The organism is Stenotrophomonas sp., from assembly GCF_032103445.1.
In the GTDB taxonomy this organism is placed as follows: Bacteria; Pseudomonadota; Gammaproteobacteria; order Xanthomonadales; family Xanthomonadaceae; genus Stenotrophomonas.
In genome coordinates, this window is sequence record NZ_DAMDFR010000010.1 from 16,227 (window position 1) to 36,679 (window position 20,453).

The 20,453-nt window shown below is 65.4% G+C and carries 15 protein-coding genes; 10 read left to right on the forward strand and 5 right to left on the reverse strand.

The window, feature by feature from the left end; genetic code table 11:
* Window positions 1-72: 72 nt before the first annotated feature.
* From RT551_RS05830 to RT551_RS05850, 5 genes are all read left to right on the forward strand, one after another.
* A complete protein-coding gene (locus RT551_RS05830; RefSeq protein ID WP_313456382.1) occupies window positions 73-1,260 on the forward strand; it encodes a CaiB/BaiF CoA-transferase family protein in 1,188 nt (395 codons plus the stop codon).
* Window positions 1,261-1,262: 2 nt separating this feature from the next.
* Window positions 1,263-2,195 (forward strand): hydroxymethylglutaryl-CoA lyase, encoded by a 933-nt coding sequence (locus tag RT551_RS05835; protein WP_313456384.1) that lies wholly within the window; start codon window positions 1,263-1,265, stop codon window positions 2,193-2,195.
* Window positions 2,196-2,265: 70 nt separating this feature from the next.
* Window positions 2,266-3,606 (forward strand): SLC13 family permease, encoded by a 1,341-nt coding sequence (locus RT551_RS05840; protein ID WP_313456385.1) that lies wholly within the window; start codon window positions 2,266-2,268, stop codon window positions 3,604-3,606.
* Window positions 3,607-3,617: 11 nt separating this feature from the next.
* Window positions 3,618-4,865, forward strand: a complete 1,248-nt coding sequence (locus tag RT551_RS05845) for an OprD family outer membrane porin (protein ID WP_313456388.1) — start codon at window positions 3,618-3,620, stop codon at window positions 4,863-4,865.
* A gap of 268 nt (window positions 4,866-5,133) precedes the next feature.
* Window positions 5,134-6,981 carry an XVIPCD domain-containing protein gene (locus tag RT551_RS05850; protein WP_313456390.1) on the forward strand — a complete coding sequence of 616 codons (1,848 nt, stop codon included), beginning with the start codon at window positions 5,134-5,136 and terminating at the stop codon, window positions 6,979-6,981.
* A gap of 84 nt (window positions 6,982-7,065) precedes the next feature.
* On the opposite strand, the gene betT is transcribed toward RT551_RS05850, so the two are convergent.
* On the reverse strand, window positions 7,066-9,042 hold the full coding sequence (betT, locus tag RT551_RS05855; protein ID WP_313456391.1) for a choline BCCT transporter BetT: 1,977 nt from the start codon (window positions 9,040-9,042) through the stop codon (window positions 7,066-7,068).
* 47 nt (window positions 9,043-9,089) lie between these two features.
* Window positions 9,090-10,160 carry a hypothetical protein gene (locus RT551_RS05860; RefSeq protein ID WP_313456393.1) on the reverse strand — a complete coding sequence of 357 codons (1,071 nt, stop codon included), beginning with the start codon at window positions 10,158-10,160 and terminating at the stop codon, window positions 9,090-9,092.
* Window positions 10,161-10,352: 192 nt separating this feature from the next.
* On the opposite strand from RT551_RS05860, the gene RT551_RS05865 reads away from it, so the two are divergent.
* From RT551_RS05865 to RT551_RS05875, 3 genes are all read left to right on the forward strand, one after another.
* Complete coding sequence (locus RT551_RS05865) at window positions 10,353-11,660, forward strand: chloride channel protein (protein WP_313456395.1); 1,308 nt, start codon at window positions 10,353-10,355, stop codon at window positions 11,658-11,660.
* Between the two features lie 141 nt (window positions 11,661-11,801).
* Window positions 11,802-13,307: an MFS transporter gene (locus RT551_RS05870; protein WP_313456397.1), complete on the forward strand. Its 1,506-nt coding sequence runs from the start codon at window positions 11,802-11,804 to the stop codon at window positions 13,305-13,307.
* Window positions 13,308-13,311: 4 nt separating this feature from the next.
* Window positions 13,312-13,854 (forward strand): TetR family transcriptional regulator, encoded by a 543-nt coding sequence (locus tag RT551_RS05875; protein ID WP_313456399.1) that lies wholly within the window; start codon window positions 13,312-13,314, stop codon window positions 13,852-13,854.
* A 92-nt stretch (window positions 13,855-13,946) separates the two neighbouring features.
* Here the strand turns inward: RT551_RS05875 and RT551_RS05880 are convergent, their stop codons facing one another.
* From RT551_RS05880 to RT551_RS05890, 3 genes are read right to left on the reverse strand one after another with little or no spacing between them, the layout of a single operon-like run.
* Window positions 13,947-15,329: a c-type cytochrome gene (locus RT551_RS05880; protein WP_313456401.1), complete on the reverse strand. Its 1,383-nt coding sequence runs from the start codon at window positions 15,327-15,329 to the stop codon at window positions 13,947-13,949.
* 10 nt (window positions 15,330-15,339) lie between these two features.
* Window positions 15,340-17,115: a GMC family oxidoreductase gene (locus RT551_RS05885; protein WP_313456403.1), complete on the reverse strand. Its 1,776-nt coding sequence runs from the start codon at window positions 17,113-17,115 to the stop codon at window positions 15,340-15,342.
* A gap of 5 nt (window positions 17,116-17,120) precedes the next feature.
* Window positions 17,121-17,846, reverse strand: a complete 726-nt coding sequence (locus tag RT551_RS05890) for a gluconate 2-dehydrogenase subunit 3 family protein (protein ID WP_313456406.1) — start codon at window positions 17,844-17,846, stop codon at window positions 17,121-17,123.
* A 189-nt stretch (window positions 17,847-18,035) separates the two neighbouring features.
* Between RT551_RS05890 and RT551_RS05895 the strand changes: the two genes are divergently transcribed.
* Window positions 18,036-18,956: a LysR family transcriptional regulator gene (locus tag RT551_RS05895; RefSeq protein ID WP_313456409.1), complete on the forward strand. Its 921-nt coding sequence runs from the start codon at window positions 18,036-18,038 to the stop codon at window positions 18,954-18,956.
* Between the two features lie 82 nt (window positions 18,957-19,038).
* The gene (locus RT551_RS05900; protein WP_313456412.1) at window positions 19,039-20,430 is read left to right on the forward strand and encodes a S41 family peptidase; all 1,392 of its coding nucleotides are present in this window, start codon (window positions 19,039-19,041) and stop codon (window positions 20,428-20,430) included.
* The last annotated feature ends 23 nt before the right edge of the window (window positions 20,431-20,453 follow it).

The window sequence follows — 20,453 nt, forward strand, 5'->3', positions numbered from 1 at the left end:
CGCGAATAAGGTCTGGCGCAACCGTGTGAAGGCTGGCTACCCTGCGCTGCATTGTCGCAGGAGGGAGTCAGGATGCCAGGTCCGTTGCAGGGCATTCGTGTTGTTGAATTCGGGACGCTGATTGCCGCGCCGTTCGCCGCGCGCCTGTTTGCCGAATTCGGAGCCGAAGTGATCAAGGTGGAGTCGCCGGAAGGGGGCGACCCACTGCGCAAATGGCGGAAGCTGCATGGCGACACCTCGCTGTGGTGGTCGCTGCAGGCGCGTAACAAGAAGTCCGTGGTGCTGGACCTGAAGTCCGCGGACGGGGCCGACGCGGCCCGCCAGCTGGCCGCCAGCGCCGACGTGGTGATCGAGAACTTCCGCCCCGGCGGCCTGGAAAAGCTGGGGCTGGGCTGGGACGCGCTGTCGGCGCTGAACCCGGACCTGATCATGGTGCGTATCTCGGGTTACGGCCAGACCGGCCCCTACCGCGACCGCCCCGGCTTCGGCGCGATTGGCGAAGCCATGGGCGGCATCCGTTACACCACCGGCGATCCGAGCACGCCACCGGCGCGCGTGGGCGTGAGCCTGGGCGATTCGCTGGCCTCGCTGCACGGGGTGATGGGTGCGCTGATGGCGCTGCTGCGGGTGAAAACCGGGCAGGGCGGTGGTCAGGTGGTGGACGTTTCTCTGGTCGAAAGCGTGTTCAACCTGATGGAAAGCCTGGTGCCCGAGTACGCGATGTTCGGCGAGGTGCGTGAGCGCACCGGCGGGGCGCTGCCGGGCATCAGCCCGTCCAATACCTACCCGACTGCCGACGGGGCGTTCGTGGTGATCGCCGGCAACAGCGACCCGATCTACCGGCGCCTGATGCGTGCGATCGGCCGCGATGACCTCGCCGACGATCCGACGCTGGCTACCAACCCGGGGCGCGTGGCGCGCAATGCCGAGCTGGATGCGGCCATCACCCACTGGACCAGTGGGCGCAACATCGATGCAGTGCTGGAAGCGCTGGATCTGGCCGATGTGCCGGCCGGGCGCATCTACTCCGCCGCCGACATCGTCGCCGATCCGCATTACCAGGCGCGCGGCATGTTGTTGAACACGACCTTGCCGGACGGGCAGCCGATCACGCTGCCGGGCATCGTGCCCACGCTTTCGGAGACGCCCGGCGAGATGCGCTGGACTGGACCGGCGCTGGGCGAACACACCGCACAGGTGCTTGCCGAACTGGGACTGGCCGCCGATGCCATTGCCCGGATCACGGCGAAGGAGAAGTAAACATGACCGCATCCCGTCCCTTGATCGTGCAGGAAGTCTGCCTGCGCGACGGCCTGCAGATCGAGCCGGTGTTCGTGCCAACTGCAGAGAAGATCCGCCTGGGCAATGCCTTTGGCGAGCTGGGCTTCGCACGTGTCGAGGTGAGCAGTTTCGTGTCGCCGAAGGCCGTACCGGCGCTGGCCGATGCCGCGGAGGTGTTCGCGGGCCTGCAGCGCGCCGCCGGCACGGTGTACGTGGCGCTGGTGCCGAACCTGAAAGGCGCGGAGCGTGCACTGGCAGCAGGTGCCGATGAGCTGAACTTGGTGATGTCGGCAGGTGAAACCCACAACCTGGCCAACATGCGCATGACGGCCGAACAGAGTTTCGCTGGCTTTGCGCAGATCGCCGCGCTCAACAACGGCACCAAGCTGCTCAACGGCACGGTGGCGACGGCTTTCGGCTGCCCGTTCGAAGGCACGCAGGCCCCGGCAAAGGTGCTGGACATCGTGCGCCGTTACCTGGACCTGGGCTGCACCGGCATCACCCTGGCCGACACCACCGGCATGGCCAACCCGCGCCAGGTGGCGCGGCTGGTCGAGAAGGCGCTGCAGCTGGTGGATGCCGGCGCTCTGACCCTGCATTTCCATGACACCCGTGGGCTGGGTCTGGCCAATGTGGTGGCGGCCTATGACGCCGGTGCTCAGCGTTTCGATGCCGCGCTGGGTGGGCTGGGTGGCTGCCCGTTCGCGCCAGGGGCGTCGGGCAACATCTGCACCGAAGACCTGGTGGCCATGTGCGAGGAAATGGGCATTCCCACCGGGTTGGATCTGCTCGGACTCATTGAGCTTTCGAAAACGCTGCCGGCACTGGTCGGCCACGAAACCTCCGGTCAGGTCGCCAAGGCCGGCCGGGTAGGCGACCTGCATCCGGCACCGCCGGGCCTGCGCGCCGCCTGATCATTCCGCACGCCGGCGCAGGCTGTGCCGGTGTGCGTTTCAACCAGCTTTGTATTCCTGGGAGGGAATCATGCACGAGTGGTTTGTGCTGGCGAACGCCATGTTCGCTATTTTGTTGATCGTTCTGCTGATCATCTATTTCAAGGTCAACCCGATGATCGCGCTGGTCGCCGGGCCGCTGTACCTGGGGCTCAGCTCCGGGCTGGGGTTTGCCGAAACCATCAAGGCGATCACCGAAGGCTTCGGCGAACTGATGGGCAAGATCGGCCTGCTGATCGGCTTCGGGGTGATGATCGGGGCGTTCCTGCACCGCATGGGGGCGTTCCAGCAGGTGGTGCGGCTGCTGGTGAAAACCTTCAAGCCCAGGCAGATGCCGTACGCGTTTGCGACCATCCTGACCTCGATCTTCCCGCCGATCTACACCGACGTGCTGCTGCTGATGTCGGCTCCGCTGGCCCGCGCCACGGCGCGTCGCATGGGCGGCGACGCGCTGCCGAAGATGGCCGCCGCCGTGGGCGTGGGCATCTACATGGCGCTGACCATGGTGGTGCCGGGTGTGGCCGCGCTGGCGTTGTCGGCGGTGCTGGACGTGGAGCTGGGCACCATGCTGCTGGTCGGCCTGGCAATTGCCATTCCCACCGTGTTCCTGACCCTGTGGGGCTTCCACTGGCTGCTGCATCGCGGGTTCTGGAAGCCGGAAACCGACGAGCTGCCGGAAGACGAACAGCCGGCGGTGATCGCCGCTGATGAAACCACGCAAGGCAACGCCGTACCGCTGAAGCTGTCGCTGCTGCCGATCATCGTGCCGATGCTGATGATCGCGCTGGGTGCGGTGGATCGCGTGATGGGCTGGGATGCGCCGGTGCTGGAAGCGATCGGCAACTCCACCTTTGCGTTGTTCTGTGGCCTGGCGTTGGCGTTCTTCATCGCCCGCTTCACCATTCCGGCGAAAGACCGCAGCGCTGCAGTGACCGATGCGTTCAAGGAAAGCGGCCAGATCCTGCTGCTGACCGGTGTAGCCGGCTCCTTGTCCGCCGTGGTGGCCACCACCGGCATGGGCGACATCCTGTCGGGCTACTTCACCGCCAACACCGCGGCACCGCTGCTGCTGGTGTGGCTGGTGGCAGCGATTCTGCACATCGCCATCGGCTCGGTGTCCGCCTCGGCGATCACCGCCGCCAGCCTGCTGGCACCGGCCCTGCATTCGCTGGACGTGCCGCCGGTGCTGGTGGCACTGGCCGCCGGCTCGGGTTCGCTGTTCCTGGTGCATGTGACCAGCAATACGTTCTGGCTGATGCAGACCACGATGGGCATGACCCTGCGTGGCACGTTGAAGACGCTGAGCCTGCCGCTGTCGATGGCCTCGGTGGTGTCGCTGGTTCTGATCCTCATCGCCAGCGCGATCTTCTAAGGAGTTGCAAGATGCGTAACCTTTCGATTTCCGTGCTGGCGGCCGCGTGCCTGGCCAGCGGCTCGGCGATGGCCGACGAAACGTCCGAAGGCTTCTTCAAGGGAGCCGAGGTCGATCTGACCGCCACCAATTTCTACTACAACCGTGATTTCCGCAGCGGCAGTGGCCAGGGCAAGCGCGAGGAATGGGCGCAGGGCCTGATGATCGATGCCCGCAGCGGCTATACCCCCGGCGTGGTCGGCTTCGGCCTGGATCTGCTTGGGCTGGGCGACCTGAAGCTGGACGGCAGCGATGCCGAAGTGGGCACCGGCATCCTGCCGTATGACGAAGACGGTGCGCGCACCACCTTCGGGCGCGTGGCGGTGACCGGTAAGGCCAAGGCCGGCCCGGCGGAGCTGCGCGTTGGCAGCCATATCACCTCTGACCTGACCTTGAAGTCCAACACGAGCCGCCTGCTGCCGCAGACCTTCGAAGGTGCGTCGCTGGGCGCGGCGTTCAAGAACGGCCTGGAGCTGGGTTACAAGCGTTTCGACCGCAGCTGGTATCGTGACGGTGTGGATCGCGTGCATCTGACCATCACCAACAAGGATCGTCGTTTCAGCGGCACCCCGGACTCGGATCACCTCGATCTGTTCACGGCTGGCTGGAAGGTCAACGACCAGTTGAAGCTTCGGATCGAGCACGCGGAACTGCAGGACATCTACCGCCAGCAAGTGGCATCGGTGGCGTATCGCCAGCCTCTGCCTGTCGGCCGGCTGGACACCGAGCTGCGCTATTACGTGTCCGATGACGTGGGCCAGGCGCTTGCGGGCGTGGTCGACAACCGTGCGGTCAACGCGCTGGTTGCTTGGAATGTCAACGGCCAGGAGTTCGCGGTGGCCTACCAGGACATGAGCGGCGACACCGCGATGCCGTTCGTGGGCGGCACCGACGGTAACGTGTTCAACTGGACCTTCATCAACGACTTCATGGAGCGCGACGAGCGCAGCTGGCAGGCGCGCTACCAGTTGGATGGCAAGCGCATCGGCATTCCGGGTCTGAAGTTCCTGGCGCGCTACGTGAAGGGTGACAATGCGCGCCCGAACACCTTTGCAGGTGAAGGACGCCAGTGGCAGCGCGATTTCGAGATCGGCTACACCTTCCAGAGTGAGGCGCTGAAGGACTTCTCGATTCGTTGGCGTAATGGGTTCTTCCGTTCGAATTATCAGCGTGATGCCGAGGAGAACCGCTTGATGCTGGTGTATTCCACGTCGCTTTGACGTGGGGGCCTGTGTTCGCGCTTGCGGCGCGCCTCCGGGCATTGGCTGCATTCCCGTAGAGCGGGGCTTGCCCCGCTGCCTTTCGCGATACCGCCCAAAGCAGCCGGGCAAGCCCGGCTCTACAACACCGTCGCGCCCCAGGCATGCGGGGGTGCGTCAACACGGTCGCGCCGCAGGCATGCGCGGGTGCGCGCATGTGTCAATGATTTGACACATGGAGTGGCAACAGCGGTTTATACTCGGGCTGTCTGTAGCAAATGGAAGTGACATGAACGACCCGACACGGAAGGAGGGCGCGTCCGTTGACGCGGCCGCGCGCAACGCCGCCGACGTAGCCTTCGATCCGACCTACACCTCCTCCAACTCCGAAATGCACGGCAAGGCCGGTCGCACTTCGGTCAGCGCCACGCCGGGCGACGGTGGCTTCAAGGTCACCCAGGAAGCGCGCCAACAGGGCGCTGGACCCGCCGGTGGTCCGTTCCGCGCCACCTCGCTGGGAGCGGGCGAAAGCAGTGCCGACGGCCGCGTGCATTACCAGCTCGAGCTGGAGACCGTGGCGGGCACCCGCCAGAAAGGCGGCATCGTTGAGACCACTCAAACCGAAGGACTGCGGGGCCGATATCGGGTCAGTCTGCCGGAAGGCGCTGGCACCGATCCGACGCGGATCAATCCGTTCGATCTGGAAACGCTCCCGAAAGGTGGCAGCGTCACACTCGATGCACAATCGTTCAGTGGCACCGCCATGGCCGGCACGTTCCGGAACATCGCCGCCGAACACAAACTGACCGAAGCCGAAGGCGCAAGCCTGCGCGTGGATCGACTGGACGATGGCCGCGTGCGCGTCACCACTGGCCCCAACCAGGCGGTGGAAGCGTTCAACGGAATAGGCTTTTCGGCCAAGGGCGTAACCGCGATCGCCGGTCGCCAGGACGCATTGGGCCAGTCCAGCGTGCGCACGGCAACGTTTGACCTCGCCGATGCGCAGGGTCAGGCCGCCTACCAGCAGTTCGTAGCCAACGGGTCGCTGGATGCGAAGACTCCTGGCATGGACGATGTCGCCACCGTCGAGCGTCTCGGCATGAGTTCGCAGACCCGCCTGAAGGTGGACGTGGGCACGGCCTTTGGCGTGGATCTGGCGGGCGCGCGCAACCGCGGCGACGTCACCCAGGTGCGGCGCGACGATGGCAGTTACACCGAACTGCGTAATGTGCGGTACGACGGCAACCTGCCGGTGACCCGGCTCAGCCAGTATGGTGCCGACGGTCAGGAGCTGCGCGACCAGCGCCGCTACGAGTTCACCTTCGACCTGCGCCAGCATGCGCAGGGTGATCAGGTCGCGGGCCTGCTCAACAGTGCGTTGACCGGCGACACCGGTGCACGTGGGCCGGTCAAGGCCGGTGAGCTCAACACGGTCAGCTTCAGCGAAGACCAGCTGCGCGCGATGATGGAGCGCACCCAGCAGATGGTGCAGGACAACCCGATGGCGGGTGAGCGTTGGCGCCTGCTGGCCGAGGACGGGCGCGGCGGGCTGCAGTCCGACGTGGATGCGTATGCTGCATCGCTGGCACGCAACCGGGGCAACTCGGAGTACGGCATGGCGGAACAGATGTTCCGGCTGGCCACGGCCGACAAGGACGCGGGTGTGCAGAAGATCGATGCCACGGTGGACGGCGCGCATCTGCGTAACCTGCCGCCGCCGTCACCGCTGCTCCCCGTGAATGATCCGCGGCAAAGCAACAGTGCCGATCATCCGCTTTGGCTGCAGAGTCATGGTGCGGTGTCCCGCCTGGATACCGCCATGGGTCGGCAACCGGATCAGAGCACCGAGCGGCTGGGCATGGCGCTGCTGGTGGCCGCGAAGGACAAGGGCATGTGCCGGATCGACGAGGCCGTGCTGAGCGAAGATGCGCGCTATGCGTTCGCAGTGCAGGGGCAGCCGCATGCGGCGGATCGGCAGATTGCGCGGACTGACACGGCACAGGCGGTAGCGACGCCGGTGGAGAAGCAGCTGGAGGCGCTGGAAGGCGTGAATCAGCGACGTGCAGACAGTGCGCAGACCCAGCAGCAGGACGCGCAGGTGCAGGAACAGGCTGTGTCGCGGTCAATGGGCCGCTGACGCTTTCCGTGCTGACGCGCATGGCGCGTCACTACCGGTGGTGACGCAGAAGGGGTCGCGCGAGCGACCCCTTCTGCTGTCAGGTCAGCGCACGCGGTCCAGGAACTGGCGGTGGCGTTCGTACTGGTCCAGCACGTCGTGGATCAGCTGCACCTGGGTCCAGCCCATCACGTCGTAGTCCTGTCCACCCTCACGCAGGTACACCTCGGCGCGGTAGTACTGGGTGCCTTCCTTCACCGGTCGGCGCGGGTCCTGCAGGGCAAAGGTCGGCGCTGCGTAGGGCTGCGGGCGCACGGAGTAGAAGAAATCCATCTCCTCGCCGTGGCCGACCTGCAGCCAGGCGCGTCCGTCCTCGCCGTGGGTGACCTGCACCGGCAGGTCCTGCTTGCGGAGTTCACTTGCCACGTCTTCCAGCGCCGGCATCACCTTCTGCTGGATGAACCCGGTGACCTCGATTCTGAGCGGATTGTGCGCCAGCAGCTTCAGGCGTGCCTTCCAGTCTTCGCTGGTACCCGGCAGGATGCGGGCGTCGCGCAGAATCGAGCGCTTGGTCGCGTCAAGATGCATGGCCTTCAGCAGGCCCCAGCACATCAGGATCATCACCACGGTGAAGGGCAGGGCACTTGCAATGGTGGCCGCCTGCAATGACTCCAGTCCGCCAGCGATCAGCAGGGCAATGGCCAGTGCGCCGACCAGCAGGGCCCAGAAAATGCGCTGCCAGAGCGGAGATTCCTCTTCGCCCTTCGAGGTGAGCATGTCGATCACCAGTGCGCCCGAGTCGGCCGAGGTGATGAAGAACAATGCAACCAATACCACCGCCAACGACGATGTCAGCATGGTAAGCGGCAGATGTTCCAGGAACTCGAACAAGGCAATCGAGCTGTCAGTGGACACCGCCTGCACCAGTTCCTGGAGTCCGTCTGCCCTGACCATGTGCAATGCGGTATTGCCATAGATGGTCATCCACAGGAAGGTGAAGCCCAGTGGCACCAGCAGCACGCCCACTACAAACTCACGCACGGTACGCCCGCGCGAAATGCGCGCGATGAACATGCCCACAAACGGCGACCAGGCAATCCACCAGCCCCAGTAGAACAGGGTCCAGCCACCCAGCCAACCGTTGGGTTCATAGGCATACAGATTGAAGGTCATCGAGAACAGCTGTGACACATACATGCCGGTGTTCTGCACCAGCGCCTGCATCAGATGCGCGGTGGGGCCACAGACCAGCACGAATGCCAGCAGCGCGGCTGCCAGAATCATGTTCAGTTCCGACAGCCTGCGCACGCCGCTGTCGAGCCCCGCTACCACCGAGCCGGTGGCGACCAGGGTGATCGCGATGATGAGGCCGACCTGCACCAGCGTGCTGACCTCCCAGCCGAACAGGTAGTTCAGGCCGGCATTGATCTGCATGACGCCCAGGCCGAGCGAGGTGGCCAGGCCGAAGATGGTGCCCAGCGCAGCAAAGGTATCCACGGTATGGCCGATCGGCCCGTGGATGCGCTCGCCGATCAGCGGGTACAGTGCCGAACGTACCCGCAGCGGCAGGTTGTGGCGGTACGCAAAATAGGCAAGCGACAGCGCCACCACGGCGTAGATTGCCCACGCGTGGATGCCCCAGTGGAAGAAGGTGATGCGCATGGCCTGTTTGGCGGCCGCGGCAGATTCGGGTGCCCCCACCGGTGGCGTGGCGAAGTGCATGATCGGTTCGGCCACGCCGAAGAACATCAGTCCGATGCCCATTCCGGCGGCGAACAGCATGGCAAACCAGCTGCCGTAGCTGTAGTCCGGTGTGCTGTGGTCGGGGCCGAGCTTGATCAGGCCGAAGCGGCTGAGTGCAACGCCGACCACGAAGATCAGGAAGCCCGCCACCGAAAGAATGGTGAACCAGCCTGCATCATTGGCCGCCCAGGTCTTCGCGGCGGTGAACCAGGATGTCGCCAGTGCTGGAGCGAACGCCGCCAGTGCAAGCAGGGCAATGACGATGGCGGCGGTGGGAATGAACACCTGCGGCAGAATGCGCTGGCGAACGGGGGGATGGTGCGGAGCGGTGCTCTGCATGGGTTCCTCCGTGGAAACGAGTCGGGTGGTGAGCGTCCTTCAGACAGTCAGAAGTAGAAGCCGATGTTGACGTTGAGACGTGAGTGCCAACGCGAGGGACCGCCATTGTCGATGCCGATGCCTTCGCCGCCGGCAAACCACATGTCCTTGCCGGCGATCCAGTCAACGTAGGTGAGCATGATGCCCTTGCCGAAGCTGCAGCCGGTGACGTTCTGCCACGAGTCGCGAACGCCGTCGCTGTGGCCGACCGGGCGGGTCATGCTGAGGTTGTTGTAGCAGGTGACGTCATCCAGCAGCCTGTTGCTGCCGAAGGAATACGCGACGTTGGCACTGGGCACGTCGGCCTGCGCAGCAATCTCGAACGGGGCATCGAATGCGGAAAGCGCGATCCGTTGTTCGGGAATGTCGTAGCGGTAGCGCGCCCATTGCAGCTGGGTCGTCCAGCCATTGCGCTTCCATTGCGCATGCACGGCGGCACCTTGGTGACCGTGGTGGTGGCGGGTGCGGGTGTTCTGCACCTTCCCCGCGAATGCTGATGCGCCGATCAGCAGGTCGCCGCCGTTCCAGTCCAACGCTCGCTCGATACGGCCATTCACGCGGCCACGCTCGCGGTAGGGCAGCGCGTTGGTCTGCGCGACGTCAAACGAGTAGCGGTCGTAGCGTGCGCCACTGCCGTATTCGTCGCCGGTGAAATAGCCGGCATGCCAGGTGGTATCGCCCTGCTGATGGGTGAAGACCACGCCCGGGTCGTAGTCGTCCTCGATGCCGAGGTAGTAGCCGGAACCGAACCAGAAGCTCTGCGAGACCGTCGGCAACAGGCCGAATGGCACCTGCTGGATGCCGAGCTTCACGTTGCTGTTGTCGTTGAACTTCGCGCCGACATAGGCGTGGTGGACGGCATCGAATCCGTCGTACCAGCGATACTGCGCCGAGAAGAACATCGGACCGCTTCCGCCTTTCACATCAGCGCGCAGCAGTTCCAGTTGCAGGCGGCTGGTGGGACCGTAGTCGAGCCAGCCATAGTTGAAGCGGACGGCGCCGCCAGCGTGGAAGTAGGGCTCTGAGCCCTGATCTGTGGGGTTTTCAGCGGATTTTGCGGCAAGCGGAACGCCTGCCATGGCCGCCACGATAAGAAAGGGAAATGCTCGCACGATTGCGTCCCTTGCCTCCATTTTGCGAATGAAAGCGATCAAGTCTAGCTTCATTCAGGTGATGAGTCCAAATTCAGCACAGTGTTTCGCCTGATTTTGTGCCCAAATCCGCCAGATTTTCACCTCATCATGGCGTGTTCAGCTGTCAGACTTTTACGCATGATTGATCTGGATCGCATGCGTCAGCGCCTGGCGTCTCTTGTCTTCAGCGAAGCGTGGCGGCGCCGCGCGGCGTTGTGGGGTGGCGCGGTGGTGGTCGCGCTGGTGGCGATCGTGTTTGCCAAGGCCAGCGATGCGGCATTTCATGTGTTCCAGCGCATCATTGCGCACTCGCCGTACTGGGCACTGCTGCTGACGCCGGGGATCTTCGCGCTGCTCGCGTGGCTCACCGCAGGCGCGCTGCGTCCTACGCGTGGCAGTGGCATTCCCCAGGTGATTGCCGCGCTCGACAAGCCGGATGAGGAGTTTCGCAGGGTCAATCTTTCGCCCGGGGTCTCCGCAGGAAAGCTGCTGCTGACCTCGCTGTCGCTGCTGGGCGGTGCATCGGTGGGTCGTGAAGGCCCGACCGTGCATGTGGGGGCCAGCCTGATGTACCTGTTCGGGCGCTGGTTCGGGTTTCGTGACCCGCGCGAGCTTTCGCACTTTCTGTTGGCGGGCGGTGCAGCGGGTATCGCCGCTGCGTTCAACACACCGCTGGCCGGTATTGTGTTTGCGATTGAAGAACTGAGTGGTCGCTTTGAACACCGCTTCTCCGGCACGTTGCTGACGGCGGTGATCGTGGGTGGCGTGGTGTCGCTCGGGTTGTTGGGCAACTACACCTATTTCGGTCATGTCACCGCGCGCCTGCCGCTGGGGCAGGGCTGGGTGGCCATTCTGTTATGTGGCGTGGTGGCTGGGCTGCTGGGCGGACTGTTTGCCAAGGCGGTGCTGCTGACCGTAGCCGGCCGTCCGCGTTGGCTGGGTGTGCTGCGTCAGCGCCATCCGGTATTGCTGGCGGCCGGCTGCGGGCTGGTGGTGGTGCTGCTGGCGCTGGGCTTTGGCGAAGGTGCTTTTGGCACCGGCTATGAGCAGGCACGCAGCCTGGTGCAGGGGCAGGCGATGGTCGGCCATGAGTTTGGCCTGATGAAGCTGCTGGCCAATCTCGCCTCGTATGTAGCAGGTATTCCCGGTGGTCTGTTCTCTCCGGCACTCGCGGTGGGTGCCGGCATCGGCCACAACCTGGCCGCGTTGATGCCAGCGGTCGATCCGCGTGCGTTCGTTCTGCTCGGCATGTGCGCCTACCTCACCGGCGTCACCCAGGCACCGCTGACCTCGGCAGTCATTTCCCTGGAACTGACCGACAGCGGCGACCTGCTGCTGCCGATCCTCGCGACGGTACTGATTGCCCGCGGCGTCTCCGGCCTGGTCTGCCGGGTGCCCATCTACCGCGGCCTCGCCGACCAACTCACCACCCCCCGCCAAACCTGAACCCCTGACTGCGGGTTCCTTCCGTCTGCGCTGATCCCCGCACCTGGGCTCCTTTCCGATTGCGGTGAACCCCGTAGAGCCGGGCTTGCCCGGCTGCTCTTGGTTCATCAAACTATACAGGACATCCGGTATAGTAATCCCATGACCGACCTCAACCAAACCCGCCGCTGGCTTCTCCTCCTTACCGTCGCCGGCGGCCTCCTCCTGGTCACCCTCGACAACTCCGTGCTCTACACAGCACTCCCCACGTTGACCGAAGCCCTGAGTGCCAGCCCAAGCCAGTCACTCTGGATCATCAACGCCTACCCACTGGTCATGGCCGGCCTGCTGTTAGGCGCAGGCACCCTGGGTGACCGCATCGGCCACCGCCGCATGTTCCTGATCGGCCAGGTGCTGTTCGGCGTCGCCTCGCTGGCCGCGGCTTTCTCAACAACACCCGAGCAGCTGATCGCCGCGCGCGCCTTCCTGGCAGTAGGCGCGGCCGCAATGATGCCGGCCACCCTGGCCCTGATCGGCCTCAGCTTCCAGGACCCACGCGAGCGCAACTTCGCCATCGCGATCTGGGGCTCCGTGGCGCTGATCGGTGCCGCGCTCGGACCGATCATCGGTGGCCTGCTGCTGCAGCACTTCTGGTGGGGGGCGGTGTTCCTGATCAACGTGCCGGTGGTGCTGCTGACACTGCCGGCCACGCTGTGGCTGGCACCACAAGGCCAGCGCGATACCACGCGCCCATGGGACCTTGTTTCCTCATTGCTGGCGCTGATGACGTTGTCCGGCCTGGTGCTGGCGATCAAGTCGCTGATCGCCACGCCGGCCTCGCTGGCGACTGGCGGCATTGCCTTCGCGGTTGCCGCGCTGGGTGCATGGGCGTTTGTGCGCCGTCAGGGCCAGTTGCCGTACCCGCTGCTGGACTTCGGCATTTTCCGTAATCCGGCCTTCATGGCCGGCACGTTGTCAGCCATTGTCACGCTGTTTGCGTTGGCTGGGCTGCAGTTGCTGACCACCCAGCGCTTCCAGCTGGTGGCCGGGTTCACCCCGCTTAACGCCGGCCTGCTGGTGTCGGTGGCGGCGCTGGGCGCACTGCCGAGCGCGCTGCTCGGTGGCGGGTTCCTGCACAGGGTGGGTTACCGGCCGCTGATCAGCGGTGGCCTGGCCTGCGCGGCGGCCGGCGTCGCCATGGTGGCGCTCGGCTTCCAGCATGGCCTGCCGTGGGTGATTGCGGGCATGGCCCTGACCGGCGTCGGCACCGGTGCGGCGATCTCCGTGGCATCCACGGCGATCATCAGCAATGTGCCGCCGCACCGCGTGGGCATGGCCTCTTCGGTGGAAGAGGTGGCATACGAGTTCGGCGGCCTGTTCGCGGTAGCGGTGCTCGGCAGCCTGAGCGCGGCGCTGTACAGCCTTGGTCTGCCGGTGGATGGTTCGATTCCGGCCGCAGCGCGCGAGGGGCTGGGAGCGGCGTTGCATCTGGCGCAATCAGCGGGCGAGGGTGCGTGGCTGGATGCAGCGCGCAACGCGTATGACACCAGTTACACGTGGGGGCTGTGGGTGATCGTGGTGGTGCTGGCCTTGGGCGCTGCGTTCACCACCCGGCTGCTGCGGGGCCCGGCCGGGCGTCCCGTCGCTGGTCCTAATCCCGTACATTGAGCAGATGAGAGCCAGTAACCGCACCCGCATTCTTGAAGCCGCCGTCCGTGTGATCAACCGCGATGGCGTGCGTGGCGTGACCTTTGAATCTGTCTCCGCCGAGTCGGGGTTGACGCGGGGCGGGCTGCTTTATCACTTTCCCTCGCGTGAGGCGCTGTTGCTTGGCATCGATGCGCACCTGGTGGAGACCTGGGAAGCGCAGATGGAGGCGCTGGCTGGCAAGCCGGCGGCGCAGACCACGCAGCATGAGCGGCACCAGGCCTTCATTCGTGTTTCCGCGATGAGTGCGACCCGGGCCGAACTGATGTTCATGCTGGAATCGGTGCCACCCGATGCCGAGCGCGCGCCGTGGTCGGATGCCATGGCGCGGTGGGCACCGGGGGTGCCGGAGGCGGGGGATAAGAGCGCCGAAGCGCTGGATGCGTTTGTGGCGCGGCTGGCGGCGGATGGGTTGTGGATCTATGAGGCGATGTACGGCGGGAAGCTGGATGCTGAGATGCGTGATCGCGTTGTTGCGCGCATCCAGGCGATGTTGGGAGAGGCGTGAGCCCTACACACCGCATGGGTGTGTGTGGCAATCGCGCGCCCACCGGCCAACCTGGATTGCGGGGTTGGCCGGCGGACGCGCATGGCGCGTCCCTACGGGGCGTCGGCGGATTCGGCGGCGGTGGGGTCGTGCGCGTCCTTCCGGGCCTTGGCTTCTTCCTCAAGGTGACGGCGCACCACGGCCGACTGCGTCGCGGTCACCGGACCGGCCTTGTTGCCGAACTCCTGGCGGATGTAGGTCGCCAGCTGGGCAATTTCTTCATCGCTCAGGCGATCGGCAAACCCGGGCATGCCAAGGTTCGACGGCCGCTTGGCGGTGGAGGGCAGCTCGCTACCGTGCAGCAGCAGACGGATCACCGAAGTGGGATCTTCCGCCAGCACGGTCGGATTGCCGGCCACGGTCGGGAACACATCCTTGTAGCCGGTGGCATCGGTACGGTGGCAGGCGGCGCAGTTGTCCACGAACAACTCGGCACCACGGCTGTCATTGATGCCGGCCTGCAGCTTCTTGGCGGTGGCATCGTTGACGGCGTACGACGACGGATCATGCGTCGCCGCCGGCAGCTGCTTCAGATACGCCGCCATCGCCCGCAGGTCTTCCTCGGTCAGGTGCTGGGTGCTGTGGCGGACCACGTCGGCCATCGGCGTGCCGACCACGGCAGTGTGCGCGTTGCGGCCGGTCTGCAGGGTGTCGACGATGTCCTGCGCACTCCAGCGGCCGAGACCATCGGCTTCATTGCCACGCAGGTTCACCGCGTTCCAGCCGTCGATGATCTGGCCACCGCTCAGGTACGCCTCACTGGACTCATCCAATGCCTTTTCCTGCAGCGCGAAGCCGCGCGGGGTATGGCAGCTGCCGCAGTGACCCAGGCCCTGCACCAGATAGGCACCGCGCGCAAGCAGCGGGTCGTCGTACTTGCTGGCATCAAATGCCACCGCATCCGCTTCCGGTGCGAAGGTCTTGCGCCAGATCGCCAGCGGCCAGCGCATCGACAGCGGCCACGGAATCTCCGCTGCGCGATTGGCTTCGTTCACCGGCGCGATGTCGCCGTGCAGGAAGTAGGCGTGCAAAGCGCGCACGTCGTCGTCGGTGATGCGGGCATACGACGGGTAGGGCATGGCCGGGTACAGCGTGCGCCCGTCCGGGGTAATGCCATGACGTACCGCGCGGTCGAAATCATCCAACGAGTACGCACCGATGCCGGTGGTTTTGTCCGGGGTGATGTTGGTGCTGTAGATGTTGCCCAGCGGCGACGCCACCGGCAGCCCGCCGGCGAACGGCTTGCCGCCGGGTCGCGTGTGGCACGCCGTGCAGTCGCCTGCGGCAGCCAGGTAGCGACCACGCTCGATCAATGCGGCATCGGGCGCAGGGCCATCGGCCAGCACGCGGGTGTTGGTGGGAATGTAGGCGTAGGCCAGTGCCGCCAGCAGCACCAGCACGGCGAGCACCACGATCCAGAGGAGCAGCTTTTTCATCGGCGTCTCCTCAGGCCTGGACCAACGGGCCCGGATCGGGCAGGTACTTCTCACGGATGGCGGTGGCCGCCCAGTACGCCAGCCCGCCGACCAGACCAGTCGGGTTGTAGCCGTTGTTCTGCGGGAACGCATTGGCCCCGATCACGAACACGTTGGAGACATCCCAGCTCTGCAGGTAGCGATTCAGGGCGGAGGTCTTCGGATCCGCTCCCATAATCGCGCCGCCGCAGGTGTGCGTGCTCTGGTACTTGGTGATGTTGTAGCGCTCACCGTCCTTCTTGGCATCGCCGCTCATCGACAGCGGGTTCAACACCTGGCTCATCTCCATCGCCTTGCCGACGAAGAACTGCGAGGCCTTGATCTCGTTCGGGTGCCAGTCGAAGGTCATGCGCAGCAGCGGGCGCCCGAAGCTGTCCTTGTAGGTCGGGTCCAGGCTCAGGTAGTGCTGGCGGTAGGCCATGCATGCCCCCTGGACCTCGTAGTAGAAGTTGTGGCGGAAGTTGTCTGCCGCCGCTTTCTTCCACTCCGAGCCCCAGTTCGGTGTGCCCTTCGGCACGTTGATGCCACGCACCGGGCCGGCACCGGGCTGGCGCGCCCAGACCAGGCCGCCGCCGACGAAACCGGCCTTGGCGTTGTCCAGTTGGTTGCCGTTGAGGTCATCCATGGTGGTGCCGGCACCGCCAATACCTATGAAACCGTTGGCCTGCACGTCCTTGTCGAAGAACAGCACCACGCGGTTGAGGTTCTGATACGAGTAGTTGCGGCCCACGGTGCCGGTGTTGGATTCCGGGTCGTAGGGCTGGCCGATGCCGGACAGCAGCATCAGGTGCACGTTGTACAGCTGGAACGCGCACAGCAGCACCAGGTCGGCTGGCTGCTCGACCTCGCGGCCCTGCGCGTCCAGATAGGTCACGCCGGTGGCCTTCTTGCCACTGCTGTCCAGATTGACCTTGAGCACCTGCGAATGGGTGCGCAGCTCGAACTTCGGGCGCTGGCGCAGCACTGGCAGGATGCAGGCGTTCGGGCTGGCCTTGGAGTAGTTCAGGCAGCCGTAGTCACTGCAGAAGCCGCAGGCGTTGCACGGCCCGAGCTGGCAGCCGTACGGGTTCACGTAGGGGCCGGAGGCATTCGAAGCCGGAATCGGGTAGGGGTGCCAGCCCATTTCCTTGGCCGCCTTGTAGAACAGCTCCCCGCCCAGGTAGTTCGGATTCGGGCCCAGCGGGTACTCGGCCGAGCGCGACCCTTCAAACGGATTGCCGCCTTCCTGGACCACGCCGTTGATCACGCCGGCCTTGCCGGAGGTGCCGCACACCAGCTCGAACATGTGCAGGTGCGGTTCCAGCTCGGCGTAGGTGACCGGGAAGTCCTGGATGGTCATGTCGGCCGGAATGAAGTTCTTGCCGTAGCGCTGCTCCACATTGCTGCGCAGGATCATGTCCTCCGGCAACGGGCGGAAATGCGCGCCGGACCAGTGGCTGCCGGCACCGCCCACGCCCGTGCCCGGCTTGAACGAGCCCATCTGCCGGTACGGCACCGCCGTGTCGGACGGCTTGTGACGGATGGTGACGGTTTCCTGCGACAGGCTCTGCAGGTAGCGGCGGTGCACCGAACCTTCCAGCTCGTCCACGACCTTGGGATAGGCGAAGTCGGGCTGGGTATCGCGGTCGCCGCCGCGTTCCAGCGCGACCACGTTCAAGCCGGCGTCGGTGAGTTCCTTGGCCAGGATCGCCCCGGTCCAGCCCATGCCGACGATGACCGCGTCGACTTTCGGTTTCGTGATTGCCATTCGTTTCAGCCCCTGCGCCCTGCCAGATCCACCGGTCCCAACGGGTACGCCTTGTCGCGCACTCCGATCCAGTCCAGATAGTCCGCGCGCATGCCCGGGTAGCCGATCATCTTCCAGGCCCCCATGTTGCGGTTGGCCCCGTACTTGGGATCGGCGAAGTAGCCATTCTTCACCTCACCCAGCAGGTTGGAGAAGAACAGCTTGCTGGAAATGCCTTCCAGCTCCAGCTTGCCGCCCTCCGCGGCCTTGAGCAGGGTTTCCTGCTGGGCGTGGTCCAGCTCCGCGAAGGTCTTGCCATCGAAGGCCTTGCGGCAGTGGGCGTCAAACGCGCCCAGGCCGATCTTGATGATCTCGCGCAGGGCCAGCTTGCCCTGGTAACCGAACTCGCTGGGTGCTTCCAGGAACGGCCCCTGCATGTACCAGATCGCGCCGGCGGCGTAGGGCGTCTGCATGTGGCGGTCGAGGAACTCGGGCACACCGGATTCCACGGCACCGGGGCCGGTTTCATCGGAAGGAATCAGCCGGTCACAGATCGCGGTGACGCAGGTCCACTCGGCGGCGCTGAAGTACTGCGGGGTGTAGTCCGGAGCCGGGCCCGTCTGTGCGGATTCCGCGGTGGTCGGGGTGGGGCCGCAGCCGGGCAGGGCCGCGGCGACGGGGATCAGGGTCAATCCCTGGAAAAAACGGCGGCGGCTGAGCGTGGGTCCGCCCTTGCCGGATGCATCGGTCATGGTCTGGCTACCTGTGGGGGGTGGCTAGGGCACAGCATGGCGCGAATCCTGTCGCGTCCGCGTGCGCATTCACGTCGGTACGGCCAACCGCTCCCCGGCAGGCATGAATGGACACATTGTGTGGATGCGCGGCTGTTTCCGGAATGGCAATATCGGAAAGGTACTCTTGCCTGAAAGGAAACATCGCGCGTGATCGAAGACCTGGGGGAGCTGCGCACCTTCGACCGCATCGTGCGCGGAGGTAGTCTCTCAGCCGCTGCCCGCGAGCTGCGGGTGTCGCTGGCGGTGGTGAGCAAGCGGCTGACCGCGCTGGAGCGGCGGCTGCAGGTGCGCCTGCTCAACCGCAGCACGCGGCGCGCCTCGTTGACCGACGAAGGCGTGTTGTTCCACGAACATTGTTGCCGTGTGCTGGAAGCGGTGGACGCTGCTGAGGCGGCGCTGGAGCAGCGCCAGGACGTGGTGGCCGGTGTGCTCAAGCTCACCGCACCGAACGGGTTCGGCCGCCGTCATGTGGTGCCGGCGGTCCGCAGCTTCCAGAGGGCGCACCCGGGGGTTCGTGTGCACCTGTCGTTACGGGATGAGCTGGTGGACCTGATCGGCGATGGCGTGGAGCTGGCGCTGCGCTACGGAGCCCTGGACGACTCGCGGCTGGTGGCCCGCGAGCTGGCCCCGAACCGCCGCATTCTGTGTGCGGCCCCGGAGTACCTGCGTCGTCGTGGCGTGCCGCGCTGCATCGAGGACCTGCGTGATCACGACCTGATCGCCTCCGGCAGCCCACCGGTGACCCAGTGGCTGTTCGCCGGGCCCGACGGCACCGTGGCGTTTCCGCTGGAGGCCACCACCCTGTGCGACGACGGCGATGCCGCCCAGGTGCTGGCGGTGCAGGGCGCGGGGATCGCCCGCAAGTCGATCTGGGACGTGGCCGAGGACCTGCACACCGGTCGGCTGGTGGAGGTGCTGCCGCACTTCGCGCTGGCCACGTCACCGCTCAGCGCCGTGCATGGGTCGGGGAAGCAGTTGGCCCCTCGCGTGCGGGTGTTTCTGGAACACATGGTGCAGCAGCTGCGCGAATCGGTGGCATGGGGCTACGCAAACATCCCCACCCGGTAGCGCCGGCCGTTGGCCGGCCCTTCCAAATCTGAAACGGATGTAATCAAATCGGCCGCACACCCGTTTTTCTCCATGGATGGAAATGTCAAACAACCGGAATGCTTCCGCGCCCCGCTTCAAGCGCATCCTCATCTGGCTGGCCTGCAGCGTCGCAATCATTGCGGCTGCGCTGTTCGGCTGGCTCGTCTATCACATCGACAAGCCATGGCGGGAAGGCGTCCAGGATATCGGCAGCAACTGCACCCGCTCATTCGCAGCGTCGCCGCTTACAGCGCACGGTGCAACGATCAGCGTGGACGCCCGCCCGAAGGCGTGCGGGTATCGCTTTGCCGTGCAGCGCGAGACCGGTACCGTCGGCCACTACACGCTTGAAATGGAAAAGGGCACGCTGGACGCTGGTGACATGCAGGTGTCGATGATCGCCTACGACGGGCAACGCAAGCTCGACCGAATTCAGCGAAATTTCCAGGCACCAACAGACCTCTCAGGTCTGAGCCTGCCGCTGGATGTGCCGGCATCCGCGCGATTGATCGAATTGAGTTTCGGCGGGCATCAGGGGGCCCGGTTCTCCGTTGAAGGCGTGCGTCTCATACCCCATGCCCGTTCGGCATCTACGGGCGTCAGCGGCATTGCGCTCTACGACGAAGCCATGCAGGTCATCGCCGACAATGCCTACTACGCGCGGCAACTGCCGGCGGACTTCCGTGAGCGCTGGCGACCGGCGGCGACTGCCACACCGGGCGAAGCGCGCAGCGCGATCAAACAGGTGCTCCGGGCGCTTGGCGATGGGCACAGCTTTCTGATGGATCCTGCACGTCTCGCGAATGAGCCGCGCGTTGCGCGGGCCAGCTTCGTGGCCCCACAGTGGGAGATGCTGGAGCCCGGCATTGGATACCTCGCGATACCAGGTATCCGCGCAGGAGATGATGCACTACGGGTCCGTTACCGTGACGCGGTTCTGGACGCATTGCGGGCCGGCAGCGCGCAGGGCGTGCACGGCTGGGTGGTGGACCTGCGCGACAACGGCGGCGGCACCATGTGGCCCATGCTGGCCGGGCTGGAGCCGCTGCTGCGCGGGCAGACACCGGGCTACTTTCAGCGTCCTGACGGTAGCCGCGACGCATGGCCAAACAATACGACGAAGGCGTCGGCGACCGCGCCCGATCTCGGTCAGGTACCCGTGGCGGTGCTGACCTCGGGACGTACCGGCAGCTCGGGGGAGGCCATGGTGGTTGCGTTCCGGGGCCGGGCCCACACCCGCAGCTTTGGTGCGCCGACTTTCGGCGTGCCAACTGCGAACACCGGTCACCGGCTCGCCGATGGCACGGTGCTGCAGCTGACTGGCTCCCTGTTCGTGGACCGGAACGGGAAGGGTGATGGAAAGTCGCTGGTGCCGGATGAACCGGTGCGCGAGCTGGGCGTGGCTGACCGTACCCGGCAGGCTGCGTTGGAGTGGTTGCGCCAGCAAGGCTAGTGGATTGATCGCCATCGGCCGTC